The following is a 22,165-nucleotide window of genomic DNA, read 5'->3' as shown; positions in this document are numbered from 1 at the left end:
TGATAAAGGGAATTCAACGTATGTCTTTACAAGAAGATTCAATTTTCGTTCAGGGGCAGGCCAGCCCAACGTATCTCCTCGACGAGATAATGTCTCAAACCCGTCTGATGCCGGGCAACGACGGTTACGACGTGGCGAAGCAGGGCGTTGCGGCCTTTATTGCCAGCATTCTTGATACTGGCGTCAACGAAGAGCCCATCAATAAGATTCTGGTTGACCGAATGATCGTTGAGCTGGACAAAAAGCTCAGCGTGCAGATGGATGAAATCCTTCACGCGCCGATCTTCCGTGAAATCGAATCATCATGGCGCTCGCTGAAGCTGCTGGTTGAGCGCACAGATTTCCGTGAAAACATCAAAATTAACATCATGCACGCGACGAAAGCCGAGCTGCTGGAAGACTTTGAATTTTCACCTGAAATCATCCAGTCCGGCTTCTACAAGCACGTTTACTCCTCCGGTTACGGCCAGTTTGGTGGCGAGCCAACGGCGGCCATCATTGGGAATTACGCCTTTAGCAATACCTCACCGGACATGAAGCTATTGCAGTATGTCAGCGCAGTCGGGGCCATGGCGCATTCACCGTTCCTGTCCAGCGTTGCACCCGATTTCTTCGGCATTGAGAGCTTTACCGAGCTCCCAGCTATCAAGGATATGCGCTCGGTTTTTGAAGGCCCGGTGCACACTAAGTGGCGAGCTTTGCGTGAGTCAGAAGACTCCCGTTACCTGGGGTTAACCACGCCGCGCTTCCTGCTGCGGTTACCGTATTCCACGGTTGAAAACCCGATCAAAAATTTCAATTATTACGAAGATGTCAGCAAAAACCATGAGCATTTCTTGTGGGGCAACACCGCCTTCTTGCTTGCTTCGTGCTTGACAGACAGCTTCGCCAAATACCGCTGGTGCCCGAATATCATCGGTCCGCAAAGTGGCGGCGCGGTGCACGATCTGCCGGTCCATCTCTATGAAGCAATGGGACAGATTCAGGCCAAAATCCCCACGGAAGTGCTGATCACCGACCGCCGCGAGTTTGAACTCGCCGAAGAGGGATTTATCACGTTGACGATGCGCAAAGGCAGTGACAACGCGGCATTCTTCTCGGCCAACTCAGTGCAGAAACCTAAGGTCTTTCCCAATACCCGAGAAGGGAAAATGGCGGAAACCAACTACAAGCTGGGCACCCAGTTGCCGTATATGTTCATCATCAACCGCCTGGCACACTACATCAAAGTATTGCAGCGTGAGCAGATTGGCTCCTGGAAAGAGCGTCAGGATCTGGAACGTGAGTTGAACAACTGGCTGAAGCAATACATCGCCGACCAGGAAAACCCGCCGACAGATGTTCGCAGCCGTCGTCCTTTACGCTCCGCGCAAATTCAGGTGCTGGAAGTTGAAGGGGATCCGGGGTGGTATCAAGTGGCGATGCAGGTTCGTCCACACTTCAAATACATGGGGGCGAGCTTCGAGTTGTCATTGGTTGGCCGCCTGGATAAGGAATAACAAGGTATGGCTGCGCTACTTAACTGGGCGAGAGGGAGTTCTGCCAGCTTGTTTGAGCGCATACAGGGGGAGGGACGACCTTCCTCCCGTAGCCGCCTTTCCGGGTTGATAGGCTCTATCCAGCAGCATTTAAATGAAGTTCTGAACTCGCGGCCCGGAGGGTGCCAGAGCGCTATCGGTCTTGGCGTAGTTGATTTCAACGATGCGACGGCAACCACCTCCGATTTCAGAACCAGCATTGAACGGGCTATTAAAGAGTGCATTGAGGGTTTTGAACCGCGCATTTCCGCCGTTACGGTTGAGTCGTTAATCAGCGATGCGGACCCGCTACTGCTCAGCTTCCATATCAGCGCCTGCGTCGATTTCGACAATATTGGTGATGTGGTCGAATTTAATATCCAGTTGGACAACAACCGTCGTTACTGCTTTAGCCAGGATGTCTAATGTCGTTCGAAAAATATTTCAGGGATGAGCTGGATTACCTCCGGCAACTAGGGCGTGATGCAGCCATCGAGCGGCCTCATCTCGCCGCTTTTTTATCTGAGCAGGGTTCAGATCCGGACGTTGAGCGTCTGCTGGAAGGCTTTGCTTTTTTAACGGGCAACCTGCGTGAGAAAATTGATGACCAGTTCCCGGAACTAACCCACGGCTTATTAAACATGCTGTGGCCAAACTATTTACGGCCCATTCCCAGCATGACGATTATCGAATATACGCCGGACGACAACGTGGTTACCCAGGCCACGCTGATAAACCGTGGTATTAAGGTGCTGAGCGTGCCGGTCGTTCCACACGAAGATACGGATGTTCACGGGCCGCAGTGTACCTTCAGGCTGTGCCGCGATCTCTGGCTGTTCCCGATGGCTATCAGGAATATTTCGGCCAACAACAGCAATGAGCATGGAATACTGCGCGTCGATTTTGCCTCGAAAGCTGAACTGAATATGCAGGAGCTGCAGTTGGGCAAACTGCGCTTTTATTTGAGCGAAGATTATTACACCAGCACCCAGCTTTATTTCTGGATCAGCCATTACTTCGAACGAGCAGAATTAGTCGTGAATGGCGCCATTATCCCAATGCCCGACTTTGATTTTACGCCCGTGGGTTTTGCGCGTGAAGACGCGCTATTGCCCTACACCAAAAACGCCTATATGGGCTATCGCATCCTTCAGGAGTATTTTTGCTTTCCGGAAGGCTTCCTCTTCTTTGATGTGACGGGTGTCGTTGATTTACCACCACAGCTTAATGCCAGTGAATTTACGCTGAATTTCTATTTCTCGCAGGCGCTGCCGCCTGAGATAAAAGTCCGTTCGACCACGCTACGCCTGAACTGCACGCCTGCGGTGAACCTCTTCGAGCATGACAGTGAAGCCATTATGCTGGACGGAACCCAAGCAGAATACCCACTGCGCGTCAGTTATCTCAATGCGGATCACTTCGATATTTTCTCCGTGGATAGCGTAGACAGCTGGCTGGATGAAACCGGCGGCATGCCGGGGCTCTCACGCGGGCGAGGGAGGTCATTTACCTCTTTTGAAAGTTTCCATCATCAGGTTGAACATACCCAGTCACGGGACGCGCTCTACTATCGATTGAGGGTCAAGAACGCATTGTTCCATAAAGGATTTGATCACTTTATTTCCTTCGTACGCAGCGACGAATCCAGAGTGATGATGAAGGGCGAAAACATCTCTATTGGTCTGACGTGTACCAACCGTGAATTGCCTTTGCTGCTTCGGGTGGGGGATATCAACCAAATAACAAAAGGCAGCCCATCGTTTGCTACTTTTCGCAATATTACCCGGCCCTCGGTGCCGCTCTACCCAGTGGTGGACGGCAGCCTGCACTGGTCGCTGCTCTCCAATATGTCTCTGAATTACATGTCGTTGCTGGATAAAGATGCCCTGAAGCAGATTTTGCATACTTATGACTTTCCGAGTATGCACAACCGGCAGTCTGCCAGGGCTTCACAACGGAGGCTGGACGCCATTAAGCGCATCGAAACACAACCCATTGACCGCCTGTTCCGTGGTCTGCCCGTCAGGGGATTACAGACCACGTTGTGGCTGGAGCAAAGTGCATTCAACTCGGAGGGGGAACTTTATCTCTTCAGCACAGTGTTGGCACATTTCTTCTCACTCTACGCCAGCGTCAATGCGTTCCATCTCTTAAAAGTTACCAATCTTGATAATCAGGAAAGTTACGAATGGCCAGTACAAACGGGGCAGCATGCACTGATGTAGGGCTGGAGCAGGGGACTCCGCTCGCCGCGGGGCTGGATGTAACACGTTACAACTTCTTTCAGTTGGTCGAGCTTCTCCACCAATTGGCGGTAGCGTGGGAAAAACCCTCCCATGCTCAAGACCCGGGGCAGGAGGCGATTCGTTTTAAATCCTCCGCGAGCCTGGCTTTCCCCACTCGCGACATCATTGCGTTGCACACCTCGGCGCGTAACCAGTTTGAGTTGGAGGTCTCGTTCCTTGGGCTGCATGGCAGCCAGTCGCCGCTGCCGGGATATTACCTGGACTCGCTGGCCTGGGAGGATGCGCAAAACGAAAACCGGCTGACGGATTTCATGAACGTATTCAACCACCGCCTGCTGACGCTGCTGCATCAGATCTGGCGCAAGTACCGCTACTACATTTGCTTCGACAATGGAAACGACCCCTTCTCCCAGCGGATGTTTGCCTTGGTGGGGTTGGGTAGCACGGCAATCCGCAACAAGTTGCAAATTAACCACGAAAAAATGCTCGCCTATGCTGGCCTGTTGGCAAGCCCGGGACGCGCTCCGGAGGTGATTTGCAGTCTGGTTTCCCACTGCTTCAACCTCGAGGATGTCACGCTTCACAGCTGGCAGTTGCGCAAGGTCAGCATTGCCCCGGAACAGCAGAACCGGTTGGGTAGCAGGGTGCGGGTGCGTGGTAATAAGTATCAGGAAAAGTCGGTGATGGGCGTCAATTTCTCTATCGGTGCCAGGGTGGCAGACCGTAGCGGCAAGTTCCTACTGTGCATTAACAAACTGACCCGCGAGCAGTTTTTATCGTTTTTACCTGATGGAGCCAACTATGCGCCGTTGGTGATGTTCGTGGCTTTCATTATGCGTGACCAGTTTGCGTGGGATTTACGTCTGGGGCTGGCAGAAAAGCAGGTGAGCGGCATGGTGCTGGGCACAGAGCAGAACAACCTGCTGGGATGGACCAGTTTTCTGGGACAGCCCGAAGCGAAGCCGCACGTCACCATTAGCGTGATGGAATAACAATAAGGATTCAGTAACTCATGGATAAACAGCAGCCAACGCTGTCATTACGGGTCATCAACAGCGACAAACTGGAAAGCGGTAAGCAGGCAAGCCATTTGTTTCACTTACAGGGCGGCACGGTTGGGAGCGACGTCAGCCATCCCTGGTCGATTCAGGATCAGAGCGGCAGCGTCCATGCCTCGGCGTTCGCCATAGAATGGCGCGACGGCGCTTTCTGCCTGCGGGTATTAAACGATGCGATCACCATTAACCAGTCCGTGCTGACGGTGAAATCAGGTTTTGTGCTACTGCAACAGGGAGATGAAATCGCCCTTAGCACCCTAACGTTCAAATGTCATATCGCGTATTCAGACGCCGGGGCGGTCGACCCGCTCACCGTATCGCCGGAGTCTCTGGTATCCAACTATAACAACCCACTGGAAGCGATGATGGAAGGCGGGGAGTCGCGTGTCGTCGGCAGCCAGCAGGAAGCCCGTCTGGCTTCTACCGTGGTTAACGGATTCAGCAGCGACCCCCTGAGGGTGCTGGAAACCGAAAGCCTGACCACCCAGAACAACTTCACGGCGAGTTCGGATATCGACCAACTCCTGCATCAGGATCGGTACGCTCTATTAAGGACGATGAAGCATGAGTGAACTTACCGGGAACATCATTATTCAGACAGGCCCAGATCCCCGGGACTGGCCTGAATTCGCGGCGATCCGTGAAGAGATCAATAAAATCAACCATCCGGCCCGGCCTGAGGTGAGCTGGAGCCTAATCGAATCGCTGTCGCTGTCGCTGTTTCGCAGCAACGGTGTGGATTTGCAGACTGCCGCCTATTACACCCTGGCCCGTACCCACAAACAGGGACTGGCCGGGTTTACCGAAGGTTGCGAACTGCTGGCGGCGATGGTGGTTAACCAGTGGGATCAACTGTGGCCGCAGCAGGGGCAAGCGCGCACGGAAATCCTTGAGTGGTTCAACGCCCGGGTGGGAAGCCAGTTGCGTCAGCACAGCTTTGAAAGCCGGGACCTGCCGATGATCTTCCGGGCGGAGCGGGCGTTGCAACTGCTGTCCGACAAACTGCAGCAGGTCGAGCTGAGCCGGGTACCCCGCATCGAAAATCTGCTGTACCTGATGCAGAACACGGCGAAGCGGCTGGAAGCCCCGACCATCAAACCCCCTGCGCCCGCCGCACAGCCGAAGCAGACGCTGGTGTATTTGTCCGTACCGCAATATGAGCCTGAACCGCCTGTGGTTCCGGTGCATCAGCCGGAGACCCCGGCACGACAGGGTGTGGAAGTGCGTTTTTCGACACCCGCGGCAAAACGCTCACCGGTCATCCTCGGTTTTGCGGCTGGTGTGTTTTTCAGCGCAATGGCGGCGGTGGTTGTTTACATGACCCAGGTTAGGCCGCTGCAACAGCAACTGAACGCGCTGGCGAAGATGCCCGATACGGCGGTAGTGCTATGGCTGAGCAAACCGACACTCCCCGCTTACCCAGAACAGATTAGCGTGCTGGAGGATCTTTCGCCTCTTGCCGCACTGCAAACGGCAGACCGCGTGGTGGCAAAGGCCAGCAGCCTGTGGCCGAAGGATCCTCTGCAAATCGCCCAGACACAGCGCTGGCAGCAACTGCAGAAAGCCAGGGCCGACAACGCCGAAGAGGACAGCTATTTTCAGCTCCGCCTGCAACTGAAGGCGCTTTCAGACAAGCTGGTCGAACAGGAAAAGGCCCACGGCAGCCTGACCATCTCGTATCTCAAAACCGCCGTTTACCAGATGCAGAATGAACTTAACCGCGCCACGCCGCTGGAAGAGTTGTTGCGTCAGATGCAGGGGAGGTGATCGAACTGACCTGTGGCCAAAGCTCAATCAAGATGAACAAAGATGGCAAAGTGACCATCACCGGCACCGAGTTTGTTTTTGCGGCCAGTGGGCAGGTCAATATCATCGGCAAAGATGTCGACTTGAACTGAGGACACGGAAATGGAATTTCGCAATCTGACACCTTTTGCAGCCATGCAGTACGCGATGCTGGATGCCAGTGACGAAGAAAAGCATGTTGTGGTAATGAAAGTCGGCTACCAACTTCAACCTACCGGGCGGGGAGGCTATCAGCTTCGGGTGCGGGATGATGATGCTGTCCCGCTTTGCCTGGAGGATGAGTTTAGCAAAAAAGTGAATGCCTCATCGGTGTTGCAGGAAAGCGATCTCGCACCTTTTAAACCGGTTTGTGATGTCATTATTAATGCCACTGCGTGGTCTGCACAGCGTCACCCCTGTACCGAAATACCGGTCAGCATAGTGATAAAAAATGCAGAAGGTTCATCGTTACTGAGCAGAAAACTGATGGTCACGGGTGAGCGCTATTTTGAGCAACATGTGTTAACTCAGCAATGGTCGCTAAGCCCGCCGGAACGCTTTGTCTCTTATCCTCTGCGCTGGGAAGGGACGTTTGGTGGTGAGAATCGCATTGAAAAACACGAAAAAATAACGGGTGAAATAGCCGGGTCTGCGCTTTTGACGGCGGAACAACAAGCCCAGCATCCACAGGCACCGGATACCCCCCCAATCCCATATCCGGTGATTGCCCGTCTGGGCAGTGCTGTCCAGGAAGTTCCCTCAGTAAAAGCCAATGCGTGTCCGGTTGTGGTGATGAATCAGAGCTTTATTCCGTCCACCATCGGGGACCAGCCCGGAGTAGCTAAAGGCATAAAGAGCGGTACGGTCGGAGGAAAGTGCTATCCGCTGGAGCACAGTACAACCGTAAGGGCAGGGAAGCGGGCGGTCCTGCGCCATGGCGATAAATTCTGGATGAACGGGAAATAATTGTTATGACTAACGATGATATCACCGTCAGCACCAGTGGCCCGACGGCGGCTCAGGAAGATGCTTATTACAACGCCATTGCCTCCAGCACGGTTCAGGGAACGAAGGCTGATGATTATGTTTCGGTGATTACCCACTATAACAATGGTGCACCAGACGATGTGGACTCATGGACACCCCAGGGGTACGAGCAATTCAGACAGGACCATCCCCGGCTTAATTTACCCGAACTGGCTGACGGGCCCCGCACGGAGCCTCTGACATCAGGGCCGGTCACTACCGGCACCGGTAACACCCTCGGCAAAATCACGCAGATGCCGAAAGCCCGTAATATTGTGGCGAAAGAGGCTAACCCGGCAGTGGTCCCTGAAACCCCGGCAGAGCAGGGCATCTGGTCAGAATTCACGGACTGGGTGGGAGAGGGGATGGACGGCATTCCTGATGCCATCGAACACCCGGAGATGGCCGCGCTGGGGGCAGGGAAAAGCGTGTGGAATATGGCGCTTGATATTGGAGGTCTTTTTGCTCAGGGGGCGACCCTGCAGGCATCGGGTGAAATGATGCAGCAAGCCGCCCTCACCGGTGCCCTCGGCAACCCCGGCCAGGCAGCGGAGATGATGCAGACCGCACAAGGCATGCAGGACAATGTTGCTGATGTGAACTTTGACAGCGCCAGGGCGACGCTGAATACCCCGGCCGAACATACCGGGGATGTGGCCATCCAGCTGGGGATGGGCATCGCCGATGGTGTGGGCCTTGTTAAAGGCCTCACCGGTATGCTCAGTAAAATCGCCGCCAGAGAGACGGCGGCAGCAGCGGCAACGGGCATGGCGAAAGGCGCGGAAAAAGGAGCGGCACATGCCGCTGAGCCCGGGGCCACGGTGCTTCCCCGGAAAACAGAGGCTGAGGGCAAAACGGCAGCAGATGAAAACGCCAGCCCGTCGACGTCGGATAAGAAAGACGGGGATAACGATATTGAGACCGGGACCTGTGCCAGTGACCCGGTGGATGTCGCCAGTGGCGATTTACTGCAGGTGTTACCGGTGCTTGACCTGCCGGGCACCCTCCCCCTGACGCTGACGCGTGTCTACCGCTCCCGTTCGTCACAGAGCGGTTTGTTTGGTGATAAATGGAGCGATAACTGGTCGCAGTCTTTATTGCTTACTGAAGATGAAATTCAGTTCACCAATCATGAGGGCACCCGGCTGAGCTATTACACCCGCGGTGAGGCGGTGGATGCGCTGAATCTGCAGCAGGCCCATTACCGTCTGTACGGCACCCGCCACGGCGCGCTGTATGTTTTTGACCGCAGAAGCCAGTTTACGCTCTGTTTTGAGTCACAACCCCGGGCCCGCCGCCGGCTTTCCAGCCTGCATGACGCAGCCGGGAACCGGATTGTGTTTTGCTATGAAGGGGAACGTCTGGTGCGCCTGACGCACAGTGACGGCTATGACATCGTGCTGGAGTACCGGCACAACCGGCTGAGCGGTATTACCCGGGTCGAGGGCGCGCAACAGCAGTGGCTGGCAGAGAGCCATTACGATGACAGTGGCCGGCTGGCGGAGTGCCGCACGTTCCAGTTTACCCATCTGTGGCATGAATACGATGCGCAGGGATACATGCTACGCTGGCACGATACCGACAAAAGCGATGTGCGCTACCGCTATGACGCCAAAGGCCGGGTGACAGCCGTGCGCGGTGAAGGCGGCTATTTCTGTGACCGTTTTATTTATGACGAACGCAACCGGCGAACCACGTATCTCGACGGCGAAGGCGGTCGTTCGGTGTACGAATACAATCCGGCAGGGCGAGTAACCCGGGTCACTGATCCGCTGGGCCGTGTCACGCAGACGCTGTGGGACCATGGCAATAAAGTGCGTGAGACCGACGCACTGGGGCGCAACACCGACTACCGCTACAACGCTTATGGACAGGTGATACAGGTCAGTAACGCCGCGGGCGACACGGTGCGTTATGACTACAACGACGCCGGTCAGGTGGTGAAGCTCACGCAGCCCGACGGACAATGCTGGCAGTTTACGTGGAATGACCAGGGGCGACAGGTCAGCCGGACCGACCCGCAGGGGCTGGTGACCGTCAGGGACTATAACGCGCAGGGTCAGTGCCTGAGTGAGTATCAGCCCGACGGTGCCGCGTGGCATTACGGCTACAATGCCCGATATCAGCTGACCACCCTGACCGCTCCCGACAAGGCCGTTACCCGGCTTGAACAGGACCTGTTCGGACGGGTCCTGAGCGCCACTGACCCGCTGGGGCATCTCACCCGGTATACCCATTCGGAGGCGCATGCTGGCATAGAGGGCAGCCTGACGCAGGTTAATCTGCCGGACGGCGTAACGCAGCGACTTGGCTACGATAGTGAAAAACGCCGGGCGAGTTTCACGGACGGCGAGGGCAAAACTACCCGCTACCTGTACGGGGAGTTTGATCTGCTGATGGGGCTGACCCGCCCGGACGGGAAGACGCTGCGCTTTGAGTATGATTCGCTGACGCGGCTGAAGCAGGTGACCAGCGCGGGCGGTGAAATCTATAAGCTTGAGCGGGATGCGGCCGGGCAGCTTGTCCGTGAGACGGATTTTACCGGGCGCAGCGTGCAGTATGAGTACGACGCCGCGGGGCGGCGCACGGGGGCGCGGCATGCGGACGACCGGATTGTCCGCTGGCACTATTCCCTGCGCGATGAACTGATACGCCAGGAGGTGTGGCAGGGCGGCGATACGCAGTCCACGCTGCTTGCCGTCACGCAGTACGGGTATGACCGGCAGGGGCGGATGATACGGGCGCAGAACGACGATGCGCGGGTGGAGTTTGAGTATGACGCGGCCGGGCGTCAGGTGTGTGAATGGCTCAACGGGCAGGTGGTCACGCATCAGTGGGATGACCGGACACAGCGCGCCCTGTCGCGGACATACGGCGGGCTGACGTCAGGTTATGAATACGATACGGGGGGACGGATAAGCGCCCTGCAGGTAGGGAATTTCAGTCCGCTGTCACTGAGCTACGACGCGGCAGGCCGGGAACATCTGCGCCATAGCCGGGCGGGTTTTATTCAGGCGCAGGGTTATACCCCGACGGGGATGCTGCAGGTGCAGGCGGCCGGACGAGACTCGGTGCAGTTCAGGCATCTGCTGGGCGGGGACGGAAGTGAGATGACCGGCAGCGTGGTAAACCGGCGCTGGGCGTATGACGGGGCGTATAATGTACGGCGCATTGAGGATGGCCTGTGGGGTAACGCGCAGTACAGTTGCGACCAGAACGATCAGATAACCCGGGTGATGCCGGACGGGGCGGGGTCCGCGGGAGAGCGGTTTGAGTACGACGCGAACCTGAATATCAGGGCGGTACTGGCGGCGGAACAACGCATCAGTCAGCAACAGCAGGCCGGGCGGGTGGTGAGTCGGGGGGACTGTGAATACCGGTACGACGCCGCCGGACGACTGACAGAGAAGCGGTTGTGCCGGGATGGCTGGCGGCCACAGCTGTGGCGTTACCGGTGGAATGCGCACAGCCAGCTGAGCGAGTTTATCACCCCGGGCGGTGAGCGGTGGCGTTATGCGTATGACCCGTTCGGGCGGCGTATCCGCAAGGAAAAGCGGTCAGACATCGCTACCGGGACAAGGCCGGTGGGGTGCGAATACCAGTGGAGCGGTGACCAGCTGATAGCGGAGACGCCGTTGTACGCGGATGGCCGTGCGGCATATGAGGAGAGCATCCACTGGCTGTATGCGCCGGGAGGACTGACGCCGGTCGCACGACAGGAAAAGGGCAAGCTGCATTATGTGGTGAGTGACCACATGGGAACGCCACGGGAGCTGCTGACGGAGCAGGGGAAAAGGGCGTGGGCAGGCCGGCTGAGCCTGTGGGGCAGGGGCAGTCAGTGGGCGGTGGCGGCGAATGATGCGGATAAGCTGAGCTGTAACCTGCGTTTTGCGGGGCAGTACGCAGATGAAGAATCGGGGTTGCACTACAACCGGTTCCGTTACTATGATACGGAGACGGGGCAGTACCTGACGCCGGACCCGATAGGGCTGCTGGGCGGGGTAAATCCTTACGGGTATGTGCATAATCCGCTGGGGTGGATTGATCCGCTGGGGCTGGCTAGCTGGCAAATAGATGGGGATCGGACGACTGAAATTCTTCAAGGTGGTCCCTTTAAAGAAAAATATTATAAAGATGGTAAAACAGGGCTTTGGTGGTCAAAAGATACTACTGGCCATGGAGGTTCTGCTTATAAAGTATATAGAGAAACATCTACTTCTTTAGAATGGGTTGCCGATGCTGATGAAAATGGCCAATTTATGCCTGATAAACATAAAGGTAATACAGGAAAAAGTATACCTAAAAAATGTTGTAAAGGAGTTTCCGTAAAATGAATAATATCAATTCTGCTGAAGAGTTTCTTGAGTTAATAAGTAGTGATAACCCTACAGATCGGATGAGAGCTGGTACTGAAAGTGCATCATTATTAGTATGGTTCAATGTTATTGATAAATATCCTGAATTTAAGGTGTGGGTAGCTAGAAATAGAACGGTGCCAAAAGAAGTAATAGATCTGCTTTGTGTGGATTCTGACCCAATGATTAGGCATGCAATCTCTACAAAATATCCGTTAGATATTGAATTATATTCTAAACTGGCTAAGGACAAAGATGAAAGTATTCGCTCCAGCTTGGCATATAATAGAGGGCTTCCGCTTTCTTTACTAAAAGAAATGGCAAAAAGCGATCCCAGTGATTTTGTAAAAAAAAGCGCATCGGAAATGTATAAAAAACGTACCCATGAAAAATAAGTAGCTTTAAAAACGGCCGGAGTGATCACCAGAATTCTTCCGGCTATTTATATTTAATCGTTATTAATAATCTTAAATTGGCATTCCCTGCGGCACCGATATAACATTCAAGTTAGCCTGCTAAGAAAGCCCAAGATTGGCTCAAAGATCATGGCTGGGCACCACCGGAATAAAAGGGAGTATTAATGAAAATTTATGGTTATGAATCTGATGATAGTGATTTAGTATCACTTAGTGAACTTACACTTCAACTAACAGTAAAAGAGCTTAATGAGCTTATTGGCTTTCTGCAAAACACCGCAGAATTAATGAAGACTCATGGCAATAATTTTGGACATAAACATCTTAATGATTTCCTTAAAAATAATGGCAGGCCGGACATAATTATTATTGGGGAATAAGTTGCAAAAGCCGAGAAATACTCCTCATGCACTTCCCGGCTTATATTTTCCTGCTGCTTTCAGCACATTACCGAATGGTGATGATATTTATCATGATCATGTAAGATCGTGGAATGATCTACATATTGACCAACAAAATGTGTTGAAAAATACTGGCAGAGTAAATAAGAAAGGAAAATGTTATGGGTAATTATGGCTTTGTTGAGTAAATCGAACTTTTGCTGAGTTAAAGGATCAGATCACACATCATCCGGCGATGATTTCCCGCCAGTCAGTGGACATCCCGGCGCTGTTTGACCCGAAAAGCCGCTACGGTTACTGGAATTTTGTAGGCCCGGCAAGCTTGCGCCGCCGGGCGTTGCAAAGGAAGGAATTACGCCTGTGGGTTTAACAACCACGTGCCGGGTTTATCGACAGTGATGCTGGCGCTGCGGGACTGTTTAGCGTTACGCAACGTAATCACGTACTGGCCGGATGAAAGCTGTACCGAGGCATAGCCATTCACCGGGTTCGGCGTTTTCTGCGCCTTACCGTTCACTTCCAACTGGTCACCTTCATCCACACGAATATACACCCGGGCGAGAGCAGTACCGGCTGCGACCGGTTTTGCCGTAGATTCGGCGGTCACGGTGCCTGTCATCGGCGCTTTAGAGGCGACTTCCGTCGACCCGTGTTGCCCAAACAACAGACCGCCGGCAATCAAACCGACCACCACGCCACCAGCAATATGCAATGGCGTACGATACGACTTCCACCACGGTTGCGCGGCGGTGTCGGCCTGCGGCTCCTGCTCAATCGCCATCAGCATTGAGCCGGTCTGGCTTTTTGCTGGCAGATTGTGAGTCTCATTCAGGCTAATGCCCGCCAGTGCGGTAAATTCGGCGATGGTCTGCGGGCGATCTTCCGGGCGCAGCGCCAGGGTGCTGTCGATAGCCTCTAACAGCTCAGGCGAATAGCCTTCTGGGCGACTTTCCGCCAGCGGTACGCAGTTGTCCTGAATGCTGCGCGTGACGCTGGCTGGCGGCCGATTGCCGGTGACCAGCGTATACAGAATCGCACCCAATGAATAAATATCGGTCCACGGCCCGGACGGGTTATCAACATCGTCAGAATACTGTTCCAGCGGTGTAAAGCCCGGATGCAGCAGGGTTTTATTCACCTCACCATTTTCCGCGCCGTTCTGGCGCAGGGCGCCAAATTCCAGTAGCAGCGGCAGGCCGTTGTCCTGAATCAGAATGCTGTTCAGCGACAGGCGGCAGTGGATATAGCCTTTCTCATGCAGCGCAGCCAGCGCCCCGCACAGCATCGGCAGCATCTGGCGGATCCACACTTCGTTAATACGTTCCGGATGATGCTGGCAAAGCTCGGCCAGGGTCATGCCGCTGTACACCGGGGTCGCGGCATAGGCCGTTTCGTTGTAGGTCCAGAAACGCAGAATTTGCACCACGTTCGGGTGATTCAGACGCGCCAACTGACGCGCTTCCTGAATAAAACCGTCGAGGCCGACGCTAAACGCCGACTGGTCCTGTTTGCTGCGCGGCACCAGGCGCTGCGTTTCACTACGAACCGTCAGGGTACGCGGCAGAAATTCGCGAATGGCGACCTGGCGTTCAAGCTGATGATCGAGGGCGCGATAAACGATGTTGTCGTTACTGGCGTCAATGACATCCTGAATTTCAAACTCATCAAAGCGATAACCGGACGGCAAAGCGTCAGGCGGGCGCTGTGTGTAATCGTTATCTGTCATGCTACGGATCTCTGCTCAAAAAGTGACAAGATCAATTCTGTGTGCGCCATGCACCCACCGCCGGGTCACGCAGCTGCGTTTGCAGGGAGTCAATCAACAGCAGGGTGACCGGGCTATCAGGCGCCAGCCAGCTGGCCCAGGCTTTGCGCACCTGATTGAGCTGTTTTTGCAGATTGGCTTCATCCATCGCCATTTCACGCGGCACTTTAACTGCAATGGTGCCGCTGGCCGCCCACGCGTTAAGCTCTGGTTTGTACGGCAGGATCATCCAGCTTTGCGGTGCCTGTTCATTGCTGACCACCATGCGCTCGTTGTTCAGGGTAGTTATCAGCAGGTTGTCGGCATCAATGCCGTCACGCAGGCCGCTCACCGGGAAACCGTGCACGAAGGTCATTGGCAGGCGTTTTTCGCCCGCGTTGCCGCTCTGAATCACGTCGCTGCGACCGCTTAACCAGCCGCCTTTTTCGCACTGGCCTTCAGGAATAAACAGCGCAGACGCGCCTGCGTCAGCAGCCCAGAAGGTGCGAAGACGACAGCCATCCTGCAGGGTAAATTCCTGCCACGGCGTGCGGTCTGCCGGGGTCGATTTATCCTCAGGTTGCGTCGCGATGACCGGACTGTCGATCATCACCGGCGTCACTTTCACGTCCCAGTCGTTCGCGCGATCGGCGATACCAAAGGCCAGTGCCACACCTTGTGGATCTTCGAGTCGCCAGTGCACGCGTTGCAGGGTGGAGCACTGACTTTCCAGCAGCGTGCCGAGACGTGGCATAAAACCGGTCAGGATCGACGGGGATTTATCGCCGTTGGCGACAATGCGCAGTGGAAGCTCTTTCGCACACCAGTTCTGCGGCGAATTGCTCTTGATGTTATCGATCCAGATATCCAGCTTCTGCGAAGGTGACTGCACAAAACGGTAGTTCTCTGCCCATACGGTCGAAGATGCCAGCAGCAACGCCACACCTGAAAGCCAGAGTTTCATAGATTTCCTTTATGCGTCTCAAAAACGGGTAAACCCAAGCGAGGGAACAGGATAAAGATTAGTTAATTATCCAGGTTCCGCTGTTCGCGTTCTGACAAGCTTTGCTGTTGCTGTCCACGTTAACGCAAGTGGCTTTTTTGTTGCTCGACTTGCGGGCGCGTGGCCGGTCTTTTTTCAGGGTCTGTGCATACAGCTCGCTTTTGACCAGCGCGCGCGGCGGAACGTAGCCAATCAGCTCCGGTTGGTCTTCCTCGGCAATCGCCAGCCAGTCGTTCTGGACGCTGCCGAGCACGGTATAGGTTTTACCGTTTTCCAGTTCGCTCAGAACCTTGCCGCCAAAATCAGGCGTATTCATGACAGAACCGGCGTACAGCGCGCGATAGCTGGCATTAACAGGGGTAAATTCTGTCGGGACGGTAACGATATAACGGTGAGTCAGCGTGACGCCATTGACCTGGCTTGTGACCAGCGTGTCGTCGGTCATGGCGGGTGCAGGGGCTTTACAGCCGACCAGCACGGTCACTATCAACAGAGGCAAGAGATTTCGCAATTTCATTCAGACGTTCCCTGCAAATCGGGGTTAGGCCCAATGGTCATGGTGCTGCCTGCGGAGCAGGGATGACTCATGGCGTAGACGACGCACAGAGATAGTCACCGAGCAAACAACATTCTGACCCGGGATTCCACTAAATATTTAACAAGTGTTTAGCACGGATTGTCTGATTTTACATAGCCTGTTTAACAATACAATGCTGATAACACGGATATTTTTAGCACATCGGATTGATTTATAAGCAAAGGCACGCGTTCGCAGCGAATTTTGTGGGGATTAAACGAAACGGGGACTGCAACGGAACTGACCCCCGGTTACCCGGGAGTCGGGGTGAAGCAGATTAACGTTCTTGCTGCGCCATCAGCAGGGCAAGGTCGACCAGGCGATTGGAGAAGCCCCATTCGTTGTCATACCAGGCGAGGATTTTCACCATATTGCCGCCAATCACCAGCGTCGAAAGGCCATCAATAATTGACGAGCGCGGGTCACCCTGGTAATCGCTGGACACTAACGGCTCATCGCTATAGCCGAGGATGCCTTTTAGCGGGCCGGAAGCCGCCGCCTGACGGAACGCGTCATTCACTTCTTGCGCCGTAACATCGCGCTCAAGGGTAACGGTCAGGTCGACAATCGACACCACCGGGACCGGGACGCGCAGCGAATAGCCGGTCAAACGCCCGTCAAGTTCAGGGATAACTTTGCCGAGCGCTTTCGCCGCGCCGCTGGAGTAGGGCACGATAGAGAGCGCTGCGGCTCGCGCCCCGCGCAGGTCTTTCTCCGGCTGGTCGTGCAGAACCTGGCTGTTGGTGTAGGCGTGTGTGGTGTTCATCAAGCCATGCCGAATGCCGAAATGCTGGTGCAGCACCTGCGCCGCCGGGGCGAGACCGTTGGTGGTGCAGCTGCCGTTACTCACCACGCTGTGTTTTTGCGGATCGTACAGCTGATGGTTGACGCCCATTACCACCGTTAAATCGTCATTTTTGCCAGGTGCGGAGATGATGACGCGCTTTGCGCCGCCGCTGTGGATGTGCACCGCCGCTTTTTCGCGATCGGTGAAGAAACCGGTGGCTTCAATCACGATATCCACCTCAACGTCGCGCCACGGAATGTTCGCCGGGTCGCGTTCACTGAACACGGTAATCGTCTGACCATCGACTCGCAGCCCGCCCTCGACGGCTTCAACGCTGGCGGAGAACGTGCCGAGCAACGAATCGTATTTCAACAAATGCGCCAGCGTTTTGCTGTCCGTTAAATCATTGATCGCCACAATCTGTAAATTGGGGTTGCCGAACGCCGCGCGTAAAACGTTGCGACCAATCCTGCCGAAACCATTAATACCGACCTTAACCATGATCAACTCCTTCTCTGTTGTCTATGGTCTCACTGTAGGTGGGCAGGGTTTTGGCGTAAATGACAAAAAAGGATCACATTACGCCATTTTGCGACAGTGGAAGCGCTGGCGATACTCACCCGGCGTCAGGTGCAATTGTTTTTCAAACAGACGACGCAGATTGATGCTGCTGCCAAACCCGGTCTGTTCGGCAATGCGCTCGAGCGGGTCATTAGTTTGTTCCAGACGCTCACGGGCCGCGGCCAGACGTGCTTCGGCCACGTAGCGGGCCGGAGACGCCCCGGTTTCACGGGTAAACACGCGGGTAAAGTTTCGCGGGCTCATGGCGGCTTTTTCTGCCAGCTTTTCCACGCACAGGTCGGCGGTGATGTTGTCGAGGATCCACGCCAACAGCTCGTTCAACGGGCCGTGGCCGTCGGACTGCTTCAGGTTATAGCGGCTGAACTGGAGCTGACCACCTGGGCGACGCAGGTACATCACCATGTCCTGGGCGATGTCGCGGGCGAGAGTGAAACCATAGTCTTCTTCAACCAGCGCCAGCGTGAGGTCGAAGCCGGTACTGACGCCGCCCGAAGTCCAGACGTGGCAATCCTGAACGTACAGCGGCCCGGCTTCGACGTTGATCTGCGGGTATTCGGCTTTCAGCGTGTCGAGCAATTTCCAGTGGGTGGTGGCCCGTTTGCCTTCCAGCAACCCGGCCTGCGCCAGTAAAAGTGCGCCGCCGCACACGGAGGCCACGCGTCGGGCGTGGGGGGCCGCGAGATGCAGCCAGTCGACTACCGCGATGGATTCCAGCGGGTCCTGGCCGCGACCGGTGATGATAATGGTATCCAGTGGTTCTCGCGGGTCCAGCTCGTGCAAACGGTGATCGGCCAGCAGATTTAACCCTGACTGGCCGTGAATAACCTGATGCGGCTGGGTGGTCGCGAGTGCCACGTGATAACGCGGCTGCGCCGGACCTTCCGGATGCAGGCGGTTGGCCTGCATCAGAATGTCGGCAATACCGGCGGACTCAAACAACATGCCACCGTCGGGGACGATAATCAGGATTTTCTTCATGTCCTGAAAAGTACACCTCGTACATATTAAGTCAAGTCGGTAAGGACGCTGCTTCTTTGCGCGGGACCGCTTTTTTCATCGGGATCACGGCAATGATTATCGCCCCCAGCACCAGGAATCCGGCGACCATAAAGATCCCGGCGTTGAAGTTGCCGGTGACATCTTTCATCCAGCCCATTAGCAGCGGCCCGAGCGCCGCGCCGGTCATCCCGGTGGCGTTGATCACCGCAATGCCCACCGCGCGAGTGCGCAGGGAAATGTAGCGGTCCGGCGTGGTCCAGAAAATAACCATCGCCGCAAATGCCCCTACCGACGCCATCACAATACCGCTGAACTGCCATAGCGGATTGGTGCTGGAAGCGGTCAGCATCCACCCTGCTGCGGCAAACAGATACGGCAGCAGAGTGTGGAATTTACGTTCGTTCATTCGGTCCGAACGCTTGCTCCACCACACCATCCCCACGATGGTGCACACCTGCGGAATGGCGCTCAGCAGGCCGATGGTCACGTTGCTGCTGGTTTCGTTAAAGCTGCGCAGGATAAGCGGAGTCCAGACGCTCAGTGCGCTCAGCGTATTGGTCAGGCAGAAATAGGCCAGCGTGTAGAGAATGATCACCGGGGTGAACAGTTCGCGCGCCATGCTGCGCGGCGGCAACAGCGACGCACTGGCGGCCAGCTGCGTTTTTTGCAGCGCGATTTTGTCGGCTTCCAGCATCTCGTTCAGGCAGGCCTTGTCGTCTTCGGTCAGCCATTTCGCCTTCGACGGACTGTCATCCAGCCAGAACCACACCACCAGACCCAACAGCACCGACGGGAAACCTTCCAGCAGGAACAGCCACTGCCAGCCTTTCAGATTCAGCAGGCCGTCCATGTTCAGAATGTACCCCGAGGCCAGCGACCCGAGCGCCATGGTGACCGGCATCGCAATCATAAACAGGGCGTTGGCGCGGGCGCGATACTGCGCCGGGAACCAGTAGGTTAAATACAGCAGCAGCCCCGGCAGGAAACCGGCTTCTGCAATCCCGACCAGCATCCGCAACACGTACAGGCTGTTCGGCCCGGTGGCGAACATGGTGGCGGTCGACGCAATACCCCAGATGACCATCAGCATCGCAATCCAACGGCGTGCGCCGACGATGCTCAGCATGATATTGCTCGGAATGCCGCAGATAACGTACATCACATAAAACAGGGTGGTGGCGAGGCCAAACATGGTGCTGGTCAGGCCGAGATCTTTGCCCATCGTCAGCCCGGCAAAACCAATGTTGATGCGGTCGAGATAGGAGAACACGAACAGGATAAATAAAAACACGATCAGGCGACGGAACAGCTTCTTGATAACGGCCTGCTGGCGCGGGTCCAGCGGCGGGTCCAGAGGTAATGGTGCAGACGTATCAGTCATGAAAACTCCACATTGCGATTATTAGTATGAGTGTGCAGGTCGGCTAAACGTATAGAAAATAGCCACTGGAAACGTCAATGTAATACGCAAAAAATGATACGTAATTGCAGGTGATATATCATTTATGAATCATAATGCGACGGCGATCGCGCCTTTTTCTTATGACGCAGTTCAAACCCGCAACCGGCGGCGCATTGACGCTATAGCCGCCACGGATTCGCAGGTATAATCGCGTTATCTGCTGCTTTTTTCTGGTAAGGAAACGCATGAGTAACATAAAAAAAACCGCTGAGGATACTGCCGCCGATCCCGGCTTCCATCGCGAAGAATTTCCGTTCTACTGGATTGTGAATGTTTACGCGCGCTACACGCAAATCATGGAAATCACACTGAAAAAAGCGCAGCTCGATGTTTCTGGCTTCCGGGTGTTGATGGTGACGCACCAGTACGGCAAGGCCAGCATTTCGCAGATTGCGGAATACGCGATGGCCAAAATGCCGACGGTGACTAAAATCGTTGGGCGCCTGCGCGAAGACGGTCTGGTGACCACCGCCAGCAGCGAAAGTGACGCGCGCGTAACCGAAGTGATGCTCACCGAACTCGGGCGGCAAAAAGTGGAAGAAGCGTACGCCCAGGCCAGCAAAGTATTTGAGAAAGGGTTCAAGGGTATGACCAGCAGCCAGGTCGCAAAAATGAATCTGTCACTGGCAAAAGTGCTCGATAACCTCAACGAACTTTGATCCTGAACCGCGTAATGACAAATTTGTGACACGCTTAGAAATTTCTCATAACCTTCTGTAATTACACACCTTTTAAAGCAATGCCGTTATCAGTCCGCATGACGGCTTTCTGCCCCAACCCCACCATTTTTGTTTTATTTTTCATCAGCCTGATGCAATAGCCTTTCATTCTCAAAGGTTAATGAATTGTTTCTTGTTGGTGAAAATAACGTGAAAGATTACTTGAATTTTCATCTAAATCTTCCATGATTGACCTAACGTTAGTCAGGACAAAAGGTCGCGTTGACGACTCACCTGAATATGATTCGTTTTTTCTGGTCAAGGTGTTAATCATGAAGCCAGTTTCTGTGAGCAAAGGTTTTGTAGAGCAATTTGTCCTCGGTGAGGGCGATCTTCGTTTTGCAGTCAAAGACACGCTGGCCGTGGCAGGTTTCCCGACCCGGGCAGGCTGTCGGGCGCTGGAAAACGCCCCGGATGCAGAACACCATGCCAGCGTGGTGACCACGCTGCTGGGTAAAAATTGCGTACTGACCGGCAAAACAACGCTGCATGAGCTGGCGTTTGGCGTGACGGGCATCAATGCCTGGGGCGGCACTCCGCTCAACACGCGCTTCCCTGATGTGATCCCCGGCGGCTCGTCCAGCGGTTCGGCGGCGGTGGTGGCCTCAGGCGAAGTCGATTTTTCCCTCGGCACCGATACCGGCGGCTCGGTGCGAATGCCTGCGGCCTGCTGTGGGGTTATCGGCCTCAAGCCCGGTTACGGCGTTTTGAGCCGCCAGGGCGTCATGCCTGAGGAGAGCTCGCTGGACTGCGTTGGCGTATTCACCCGTGATGCCGCGGTGCTGCGCCAGACGATGACCCGACTTGGCGTGACCGTCGACGAACCCTTGTCCGCGCTGCCGGCGATGTCGTTCCTCTCCGTTGCTACCCCAGAAATTGATGCCTGCCTGCGGGCTTTCCTCGAACAACATTCCGTGCAGCCACGCGACGCAAGGTTACCTCTGTTTGCTGACGCGCACCGTGCCGGGCTGACGATCATCAGCCGAGAAAACTGGCTGGCGCTGAATCCGCTGCTTGAAAGCGGGGAGGTCTCCGCCGACGTGGCGTCCCGCATTCGCTCAGGGGCTGACGTCAGCCCGGAAGCACTTGACGCCGCCGAACAGATTCGCCGCGATTTCAGTGCGCAGCTCGATGTCTTACTGGCGCAAACCCCCTTGCTGGCGTTGGCGACCTTGCCGGAACTGCCGCCGACGCTGAGCGAGGCGCAGGACCCGCTGAGTGTGGTCAACCTCACACGGCTGGTGCGGCCGTTCAACCTGAGCGGGCACCCGGCGCTGTCGCTGCCGGTGGGTGAACGCCATGGCCGCCCGGTGGCGCTCCAGCTGGTGGCGGCCAAAGGCCACGACGGTTTGCTGGTGCAGGCCGCCGAATGGCTGACCCAGCGACGACGTCACTAACCCCTTAATTTCGCTTTTCTTTTCCTTGATGACTCAGTGAGTACGACTCATTGCGGCCTCGTGCGTCCTGAACGCGCCGCAAATAACAAAA

General features: G+C 55.3%; 19 protein-coding genes. 13 read left to right on the top strand and 6 right to left on the bottom strand.

Features of this window, described 5'->3' with window-relative positions; translation table 11 throughout:
- Positions 1 to 20: 20 nt before the first annotated feature.
- The 11 genes from tssC to MUU51_RS04295 all read left to right on the top strand — a co-directional run bounded on the left by tssC (position 21) and on the right by MUU51_RS04295 (position 12,783).
- Positions 21 to 1,499 carry a type VI secretion system contractile sheath large subunit gene (tssC, locus tag MUU51_RS04345; RefSeq protein ID WP_258967193.1) on the top strand — a complete coding sequence of 493 codons (1,479 nt, stop codon included), beginning with the start codon at positions 21 to 23 and terminating at the stop codon, positions 1,497 to 1,499.
- A gap of 6 nt (positions 1,500 to 1,505) precedes the next feature.
- Positions 1,506 to 1,943, top strand: a complete 438-nt coding sequence (tssE, locus tag MUU51_RS04340) for a type VI secretion system baseplate subunit TssE (RefSeq protein ID WP_159767459.1) — start codon at positions 1,506 to 1,508, stop codon at positions 1,941 to 1,943.
- On the top strand, positions 1,943 to 3,742 hold the full coding sequence (gene tssF, locus MUU51_RS04335) for a type VI secretion system baseplate subunit TssF (protein ID WP_258967192.1): 1,800 nt from the start codon (positions 1,943 to 1,945) through the stop codon (positions 3,740 to 3,742). The genes tssE and tssF overlap by 1 nt, the downstream gene beginning before the upstream one ends.
- The gene (gene tssG / locus MUU51_RS04330) at positions 3,706 to 4,755 is read left to right on the top strand and encodes a type VI secretion system baseplate subunit TssG (RefSeq protein ID WP_258967191.1); all 1,050 of its coding nucleotides are present in this window, start codon (positions 3,706 to 3,708) and stop codon (positions 4,753 to 4,755) included. Before tssF ends, tssG begins: the two co-directional genes overlap by 37 nt.
- Positions 4,756 to 4,775: 20 nt before the next feature.
- Positions 4,776 to 5,393, top strand: coding sequence for a hypothetical protein (locus tag MUU51_RS04325; protein ID WP_258967190.1), 618 nt, complete (start codon positions 4,776 to 4,778; stop codon positions 5,391 to 5,393).
- Complete coding sequence (locus MUU51_RS04320) at positions 5,386 to 6,588, top strand: VasL domain-containing protein (protein ID WP_258967189.1); 1,203 nt, start codon at positions 5,386 to 5,388, stop codon at positions 6,586 to 6,588. Before MUU51_RS04325 ends, MUU51_RS04320 begins: the two co-directional genes overlap by 8 nt.
- A complete protein-coding gene (locus MUU51_RS04315) occupies positions 6,585 to 6,719 on the top strand; it encodes a hypothetical protein (protein ID WP_258967188.1) in 135 nt (44 codons plus the stop codon). Before MUU51_RS04320 ends, MUU51_RS04315 begins: the two co-directional genes overlap by 4 nt.
- Before the next feature lie 10 nt (positions 6,720 to 6,729).
- Positions 6,730 to 7,572: a DUF2169 domain-containing protein gene (locus MUU51_RS04310; protein ID WP_258967187.1), complete on the top strand. Its 843-nt coding sequence runs from the start codon at positions 6,730 to 6,732 to the stop codon at positions 7,570 to 7,572.
- A gap of 5 nt (positions 7,573 to 7,577) precedes the next feature.
- On the top strand, positions 7,578 to 11,966 hold the full coding sequence (locus tag MUU51_RS04305) for an RHS repeat-associated core domain-containing protein (protein WP_258967186.1): 4,389 nt from the start codon (positions 7,578 to 7,580) through the stop codon (positions 11,964 to 11,966).
- Complete coding sequence (locus MUU51_RS04300) at positions 11,963 to 12,382, top strand: hypothetical protein (protein WP_258967185.1); 420 nt, start codon at positions 11,963 to 11,965, stop codon at positions 12,380 to 12,382. The genes MUU51_RS04305 and MUU51_RS04300 overlap by 4 nt, the downstream gene beginning before the upstream one ends.
- Positions 12,383 to 12,567: 185 nt before the next feature.
- Positions 12,568 to 12,783 (top strand): hypothetical protein, encoded by a 216-nt coding sequence (locus MUU51_RS04295; protein ID WP_258967184.1) that lies wholly within the window; start codon positions 12,568 to 12,570, stop codon positions 12,781 to 12,783.
- 373 nt (positions 12,784 to 13,156) lie between these two features.
- Here MUU51_RS04295 and MUU51_RS04290 read toward each other — a convergent pair whose 3' ends face one another.
- The 6 genes from MUU51_RS04290 to hpaX form a co-directional block, all read right to left on the bottom strand.
- On the bottom strand, positions 13,157 to 14,530 hold the full coding sequence (locus MUU51_RS04290) for a serine/threonine protein kinase (protein ID WP_159767469.1): 1,374 nt from the start codon (positions 14,528 to 14,530) through the stop codon (positions 13,157 to 13,159).
- 31 nt (positions 14,531 to 14,561) lie between these two features.
- Positions 14,562 to 15,512 (bottom strand): hypothetical protein, encoded by a 951-nt coding sequence (locus MUU51_RS04285; protein WP_258967183.1) that lies wholly within the window; start codon positions 15,510 to 15,512, stop codon positions 14,562 to 14,564.
- A gap of 58 nt (positions 15,513 to 15,570) precedes the next feature.
- Complete coding sequence (locus MUU51_RS04280) at positions 15,571 to 16,068, bottom strand: SH3 domain-containing protein (protein ID WP_258967182.1); 498 nt, start codon at positions 16,066 to 16,068, stop codon at positions 15,571 to 15,573.
- Positions 16,069 to 16,405: 337 nt separating this feature from the next.
- Complete coding sequence (gene gap / locus MUU51_RS04275) at positions 16,406 to 17,416, bottom strand: type I glyceraldehyde-3-phosphate dehydrogenase (protein ID WP_159767475.1); 1,011 nt, start codon at positions 17,414 to 17,416, stop codon at positions 16,406 to 16,408.
- A gap of 78 nt (positions 17,417 to 17,494) precedes the next feature.
- Positions 17,495 to 18,475, bottom strand: coding sequence for a GlxA family transcriptional regulator (locus MUU51_RS04270; protein WP_258967181.1), 981 nt, complete (start codon positions 18,473 to 18,475; stop codon positions 17,495 to 17,497).
- Between the two features lie 31 nt (positions 18,476 to 18,506).
- Entirely contained in the window at positions 18,507 to 19,877 is a 1,371-nt protein-coding gene (gene hpaX / locus MUU51_RS04265; protein WP_159767481.1) for a 4-hydroxyphenylacetate permease, read from the bottom strand.
- A gap of 266 nt (positions 19,878 to 20,143) precedes the next feature.
- Here hpaX and MUU51_RS04260 point away from each other — a divergent pair, with 266 nt between their 5' ends.
- Positions 20,144 to 20,617: a MarR family winged helix-turn-helix transcriptional regulator gene (locus MUU51_RS04260; RefSeq protein ID WP_110508715.1), complete on the top strand. Its 474-nt coding sequence runs from the start codon at positions 20,144 to 20,146 to the stop codon at positions 20,615 to 20,617.
- 332 nt (positions 20,618 to 20,949) lie between these two features.
- Complete coding sequence (locus MUU51_RS04255) at positions 20,950 to 22,074, top strand: amidase (RefSeq protein WP_258967180.1); 1,125 nt, start codon at positions 20,950 to 20,952, stop codon at positions 22,072 to 22,074.
- Positions 22,075 to 22,165 lie beyond the last annotated feature (91 nt).

Origin of the sequence: Scandinavium manionii (assembly GCF_024764775.1) — a bacterium.
GTDB lineage: Bacteria > Pseudomonadota > Gammaproteobacteria > Enterobacterales > Enterobacteriaceae > Scandinavium > Scandinavium manionii.
Note: the sequence above shows the minus strand (reverse complement) of the source record. Positions and strands in the feature narration are given on the sequence as shown.

Coding starts and splice junctions, on each gene's coding strand:
- tssC (WP_258967193.1), top strand. CDS start 21: ATGTCTTTACAAGAAGATTCAATTTTCGTTCAGGGGCAGGCCAGCCCA.
- tssE (WP_159767459.1), top strand. CDS start 1,506: ATGGCTGCGCTACTTAACTGGGCGAGAGGGAGTTCTGCCAGCTTGTTT.
- tssF (WP_258967192.1), top strand. CDS start 1,943: ATGTCGTTCGAAAAATATTTCAGGGATGAGCTGGATTACCTCCGGCAA.
- tssG (WP_258967191.1), top strand. CDS start 3,706: ATGGCCAGTACAAACGGGGCAGCATGCACTGATGTAGGGCTGGAGCAG.
- MUU51_RS04325 (WP_258967190.1), top strand. CDS start 4,776: ATGGATAAACAGCAGCCAACGCTGTCATTACGGGTCATCAACAGCGAC.
- MUU51_RS04320 (WP_258967189.1), top strand. CDS start 5,386: ATGAGTGAACTTACCGGGAACATCATTATTCAGACAGGCCCAGATCCC.
- MUU51_RS04310 (WP_258967187.1), top strand. CDS start 6,730: ATGGAATTTCGCAATCTGACACCTTTTGCAGCCATGCAGTACGCGATG.
- MUU51_RS04305 (WP_258967186.1), top strand. CDS start 7,578: ATGACTAACGATGATATCACCGTCAGCACCAGTGGCCCGACGGCGGCT.
- MUU51_RS04300 (WP_258967185.1), top strand. CDS start 11,963: ATGAATAATATCAATTCTGCTGAAGAGTTTCTTGAGTTAATAAGTAGT.
- MUU51_RS04295 (WP_258967184.1), top strand. CDS start 12,568: ATGAAAATTTATGGTTATGAATCTGATGATAGTGATTTAGTATCACTT.
- MUU51_RS04290 (WP_159767469.1), bottom strand. CDS start 14,530: ATGACAGATAACGATTACACACAGCGCCCGCCTGACGCTTTGCCGTCC.
- MUU51_RS04285 (WP_258967183.1), bottom strand. CDS start 15,512: ATGAAACTCTGGCTTTCAGGTGTGGCGTTGCTGCTGGCATCTTCGACC.
- MUU51_RS04280 (WP_258967182.1), bottom strand. CDS start 16,068: ATGAAATTGCGAAATCTCTTGCCTCTGTTGATAGTGACCGTGCTGGTC.
- gap (WP_159767475.1), bottom strand. CDS start 17,416: ATGGTTAAGGTCGGTATTAATGGTTTCGGCAGGATTGGTCGCAACGTT.
- MUU51_RS04270 (WP_258967181.1), bottom strand. CDS start 18,475: ATGAAGAAAATCCTGATTATCGTCCCCGACGGTGGCATGTTGTTTGAG.
- hpaX (WP_159767481.1), bottom strand. CDS start 19,877: ATGACTGATACGTCTGCACCATTACCTCTGGACCCGCCGCTGGACCCG.
- MUU51_RS04260 (WP_110508715.1), top strand. CDS start 20,144: ATGAGTAACATAAAAAAAACCGCTGAGGATACTGCCGCCGATCCCGGC.
- MUU51_RS04255 (WP_258967180.1), top strand. CDS start 20,950: ATGAAGCCAGTTTCTGTGAGCAAAGGTTTTGTAGAGCAATTTGTCCTC.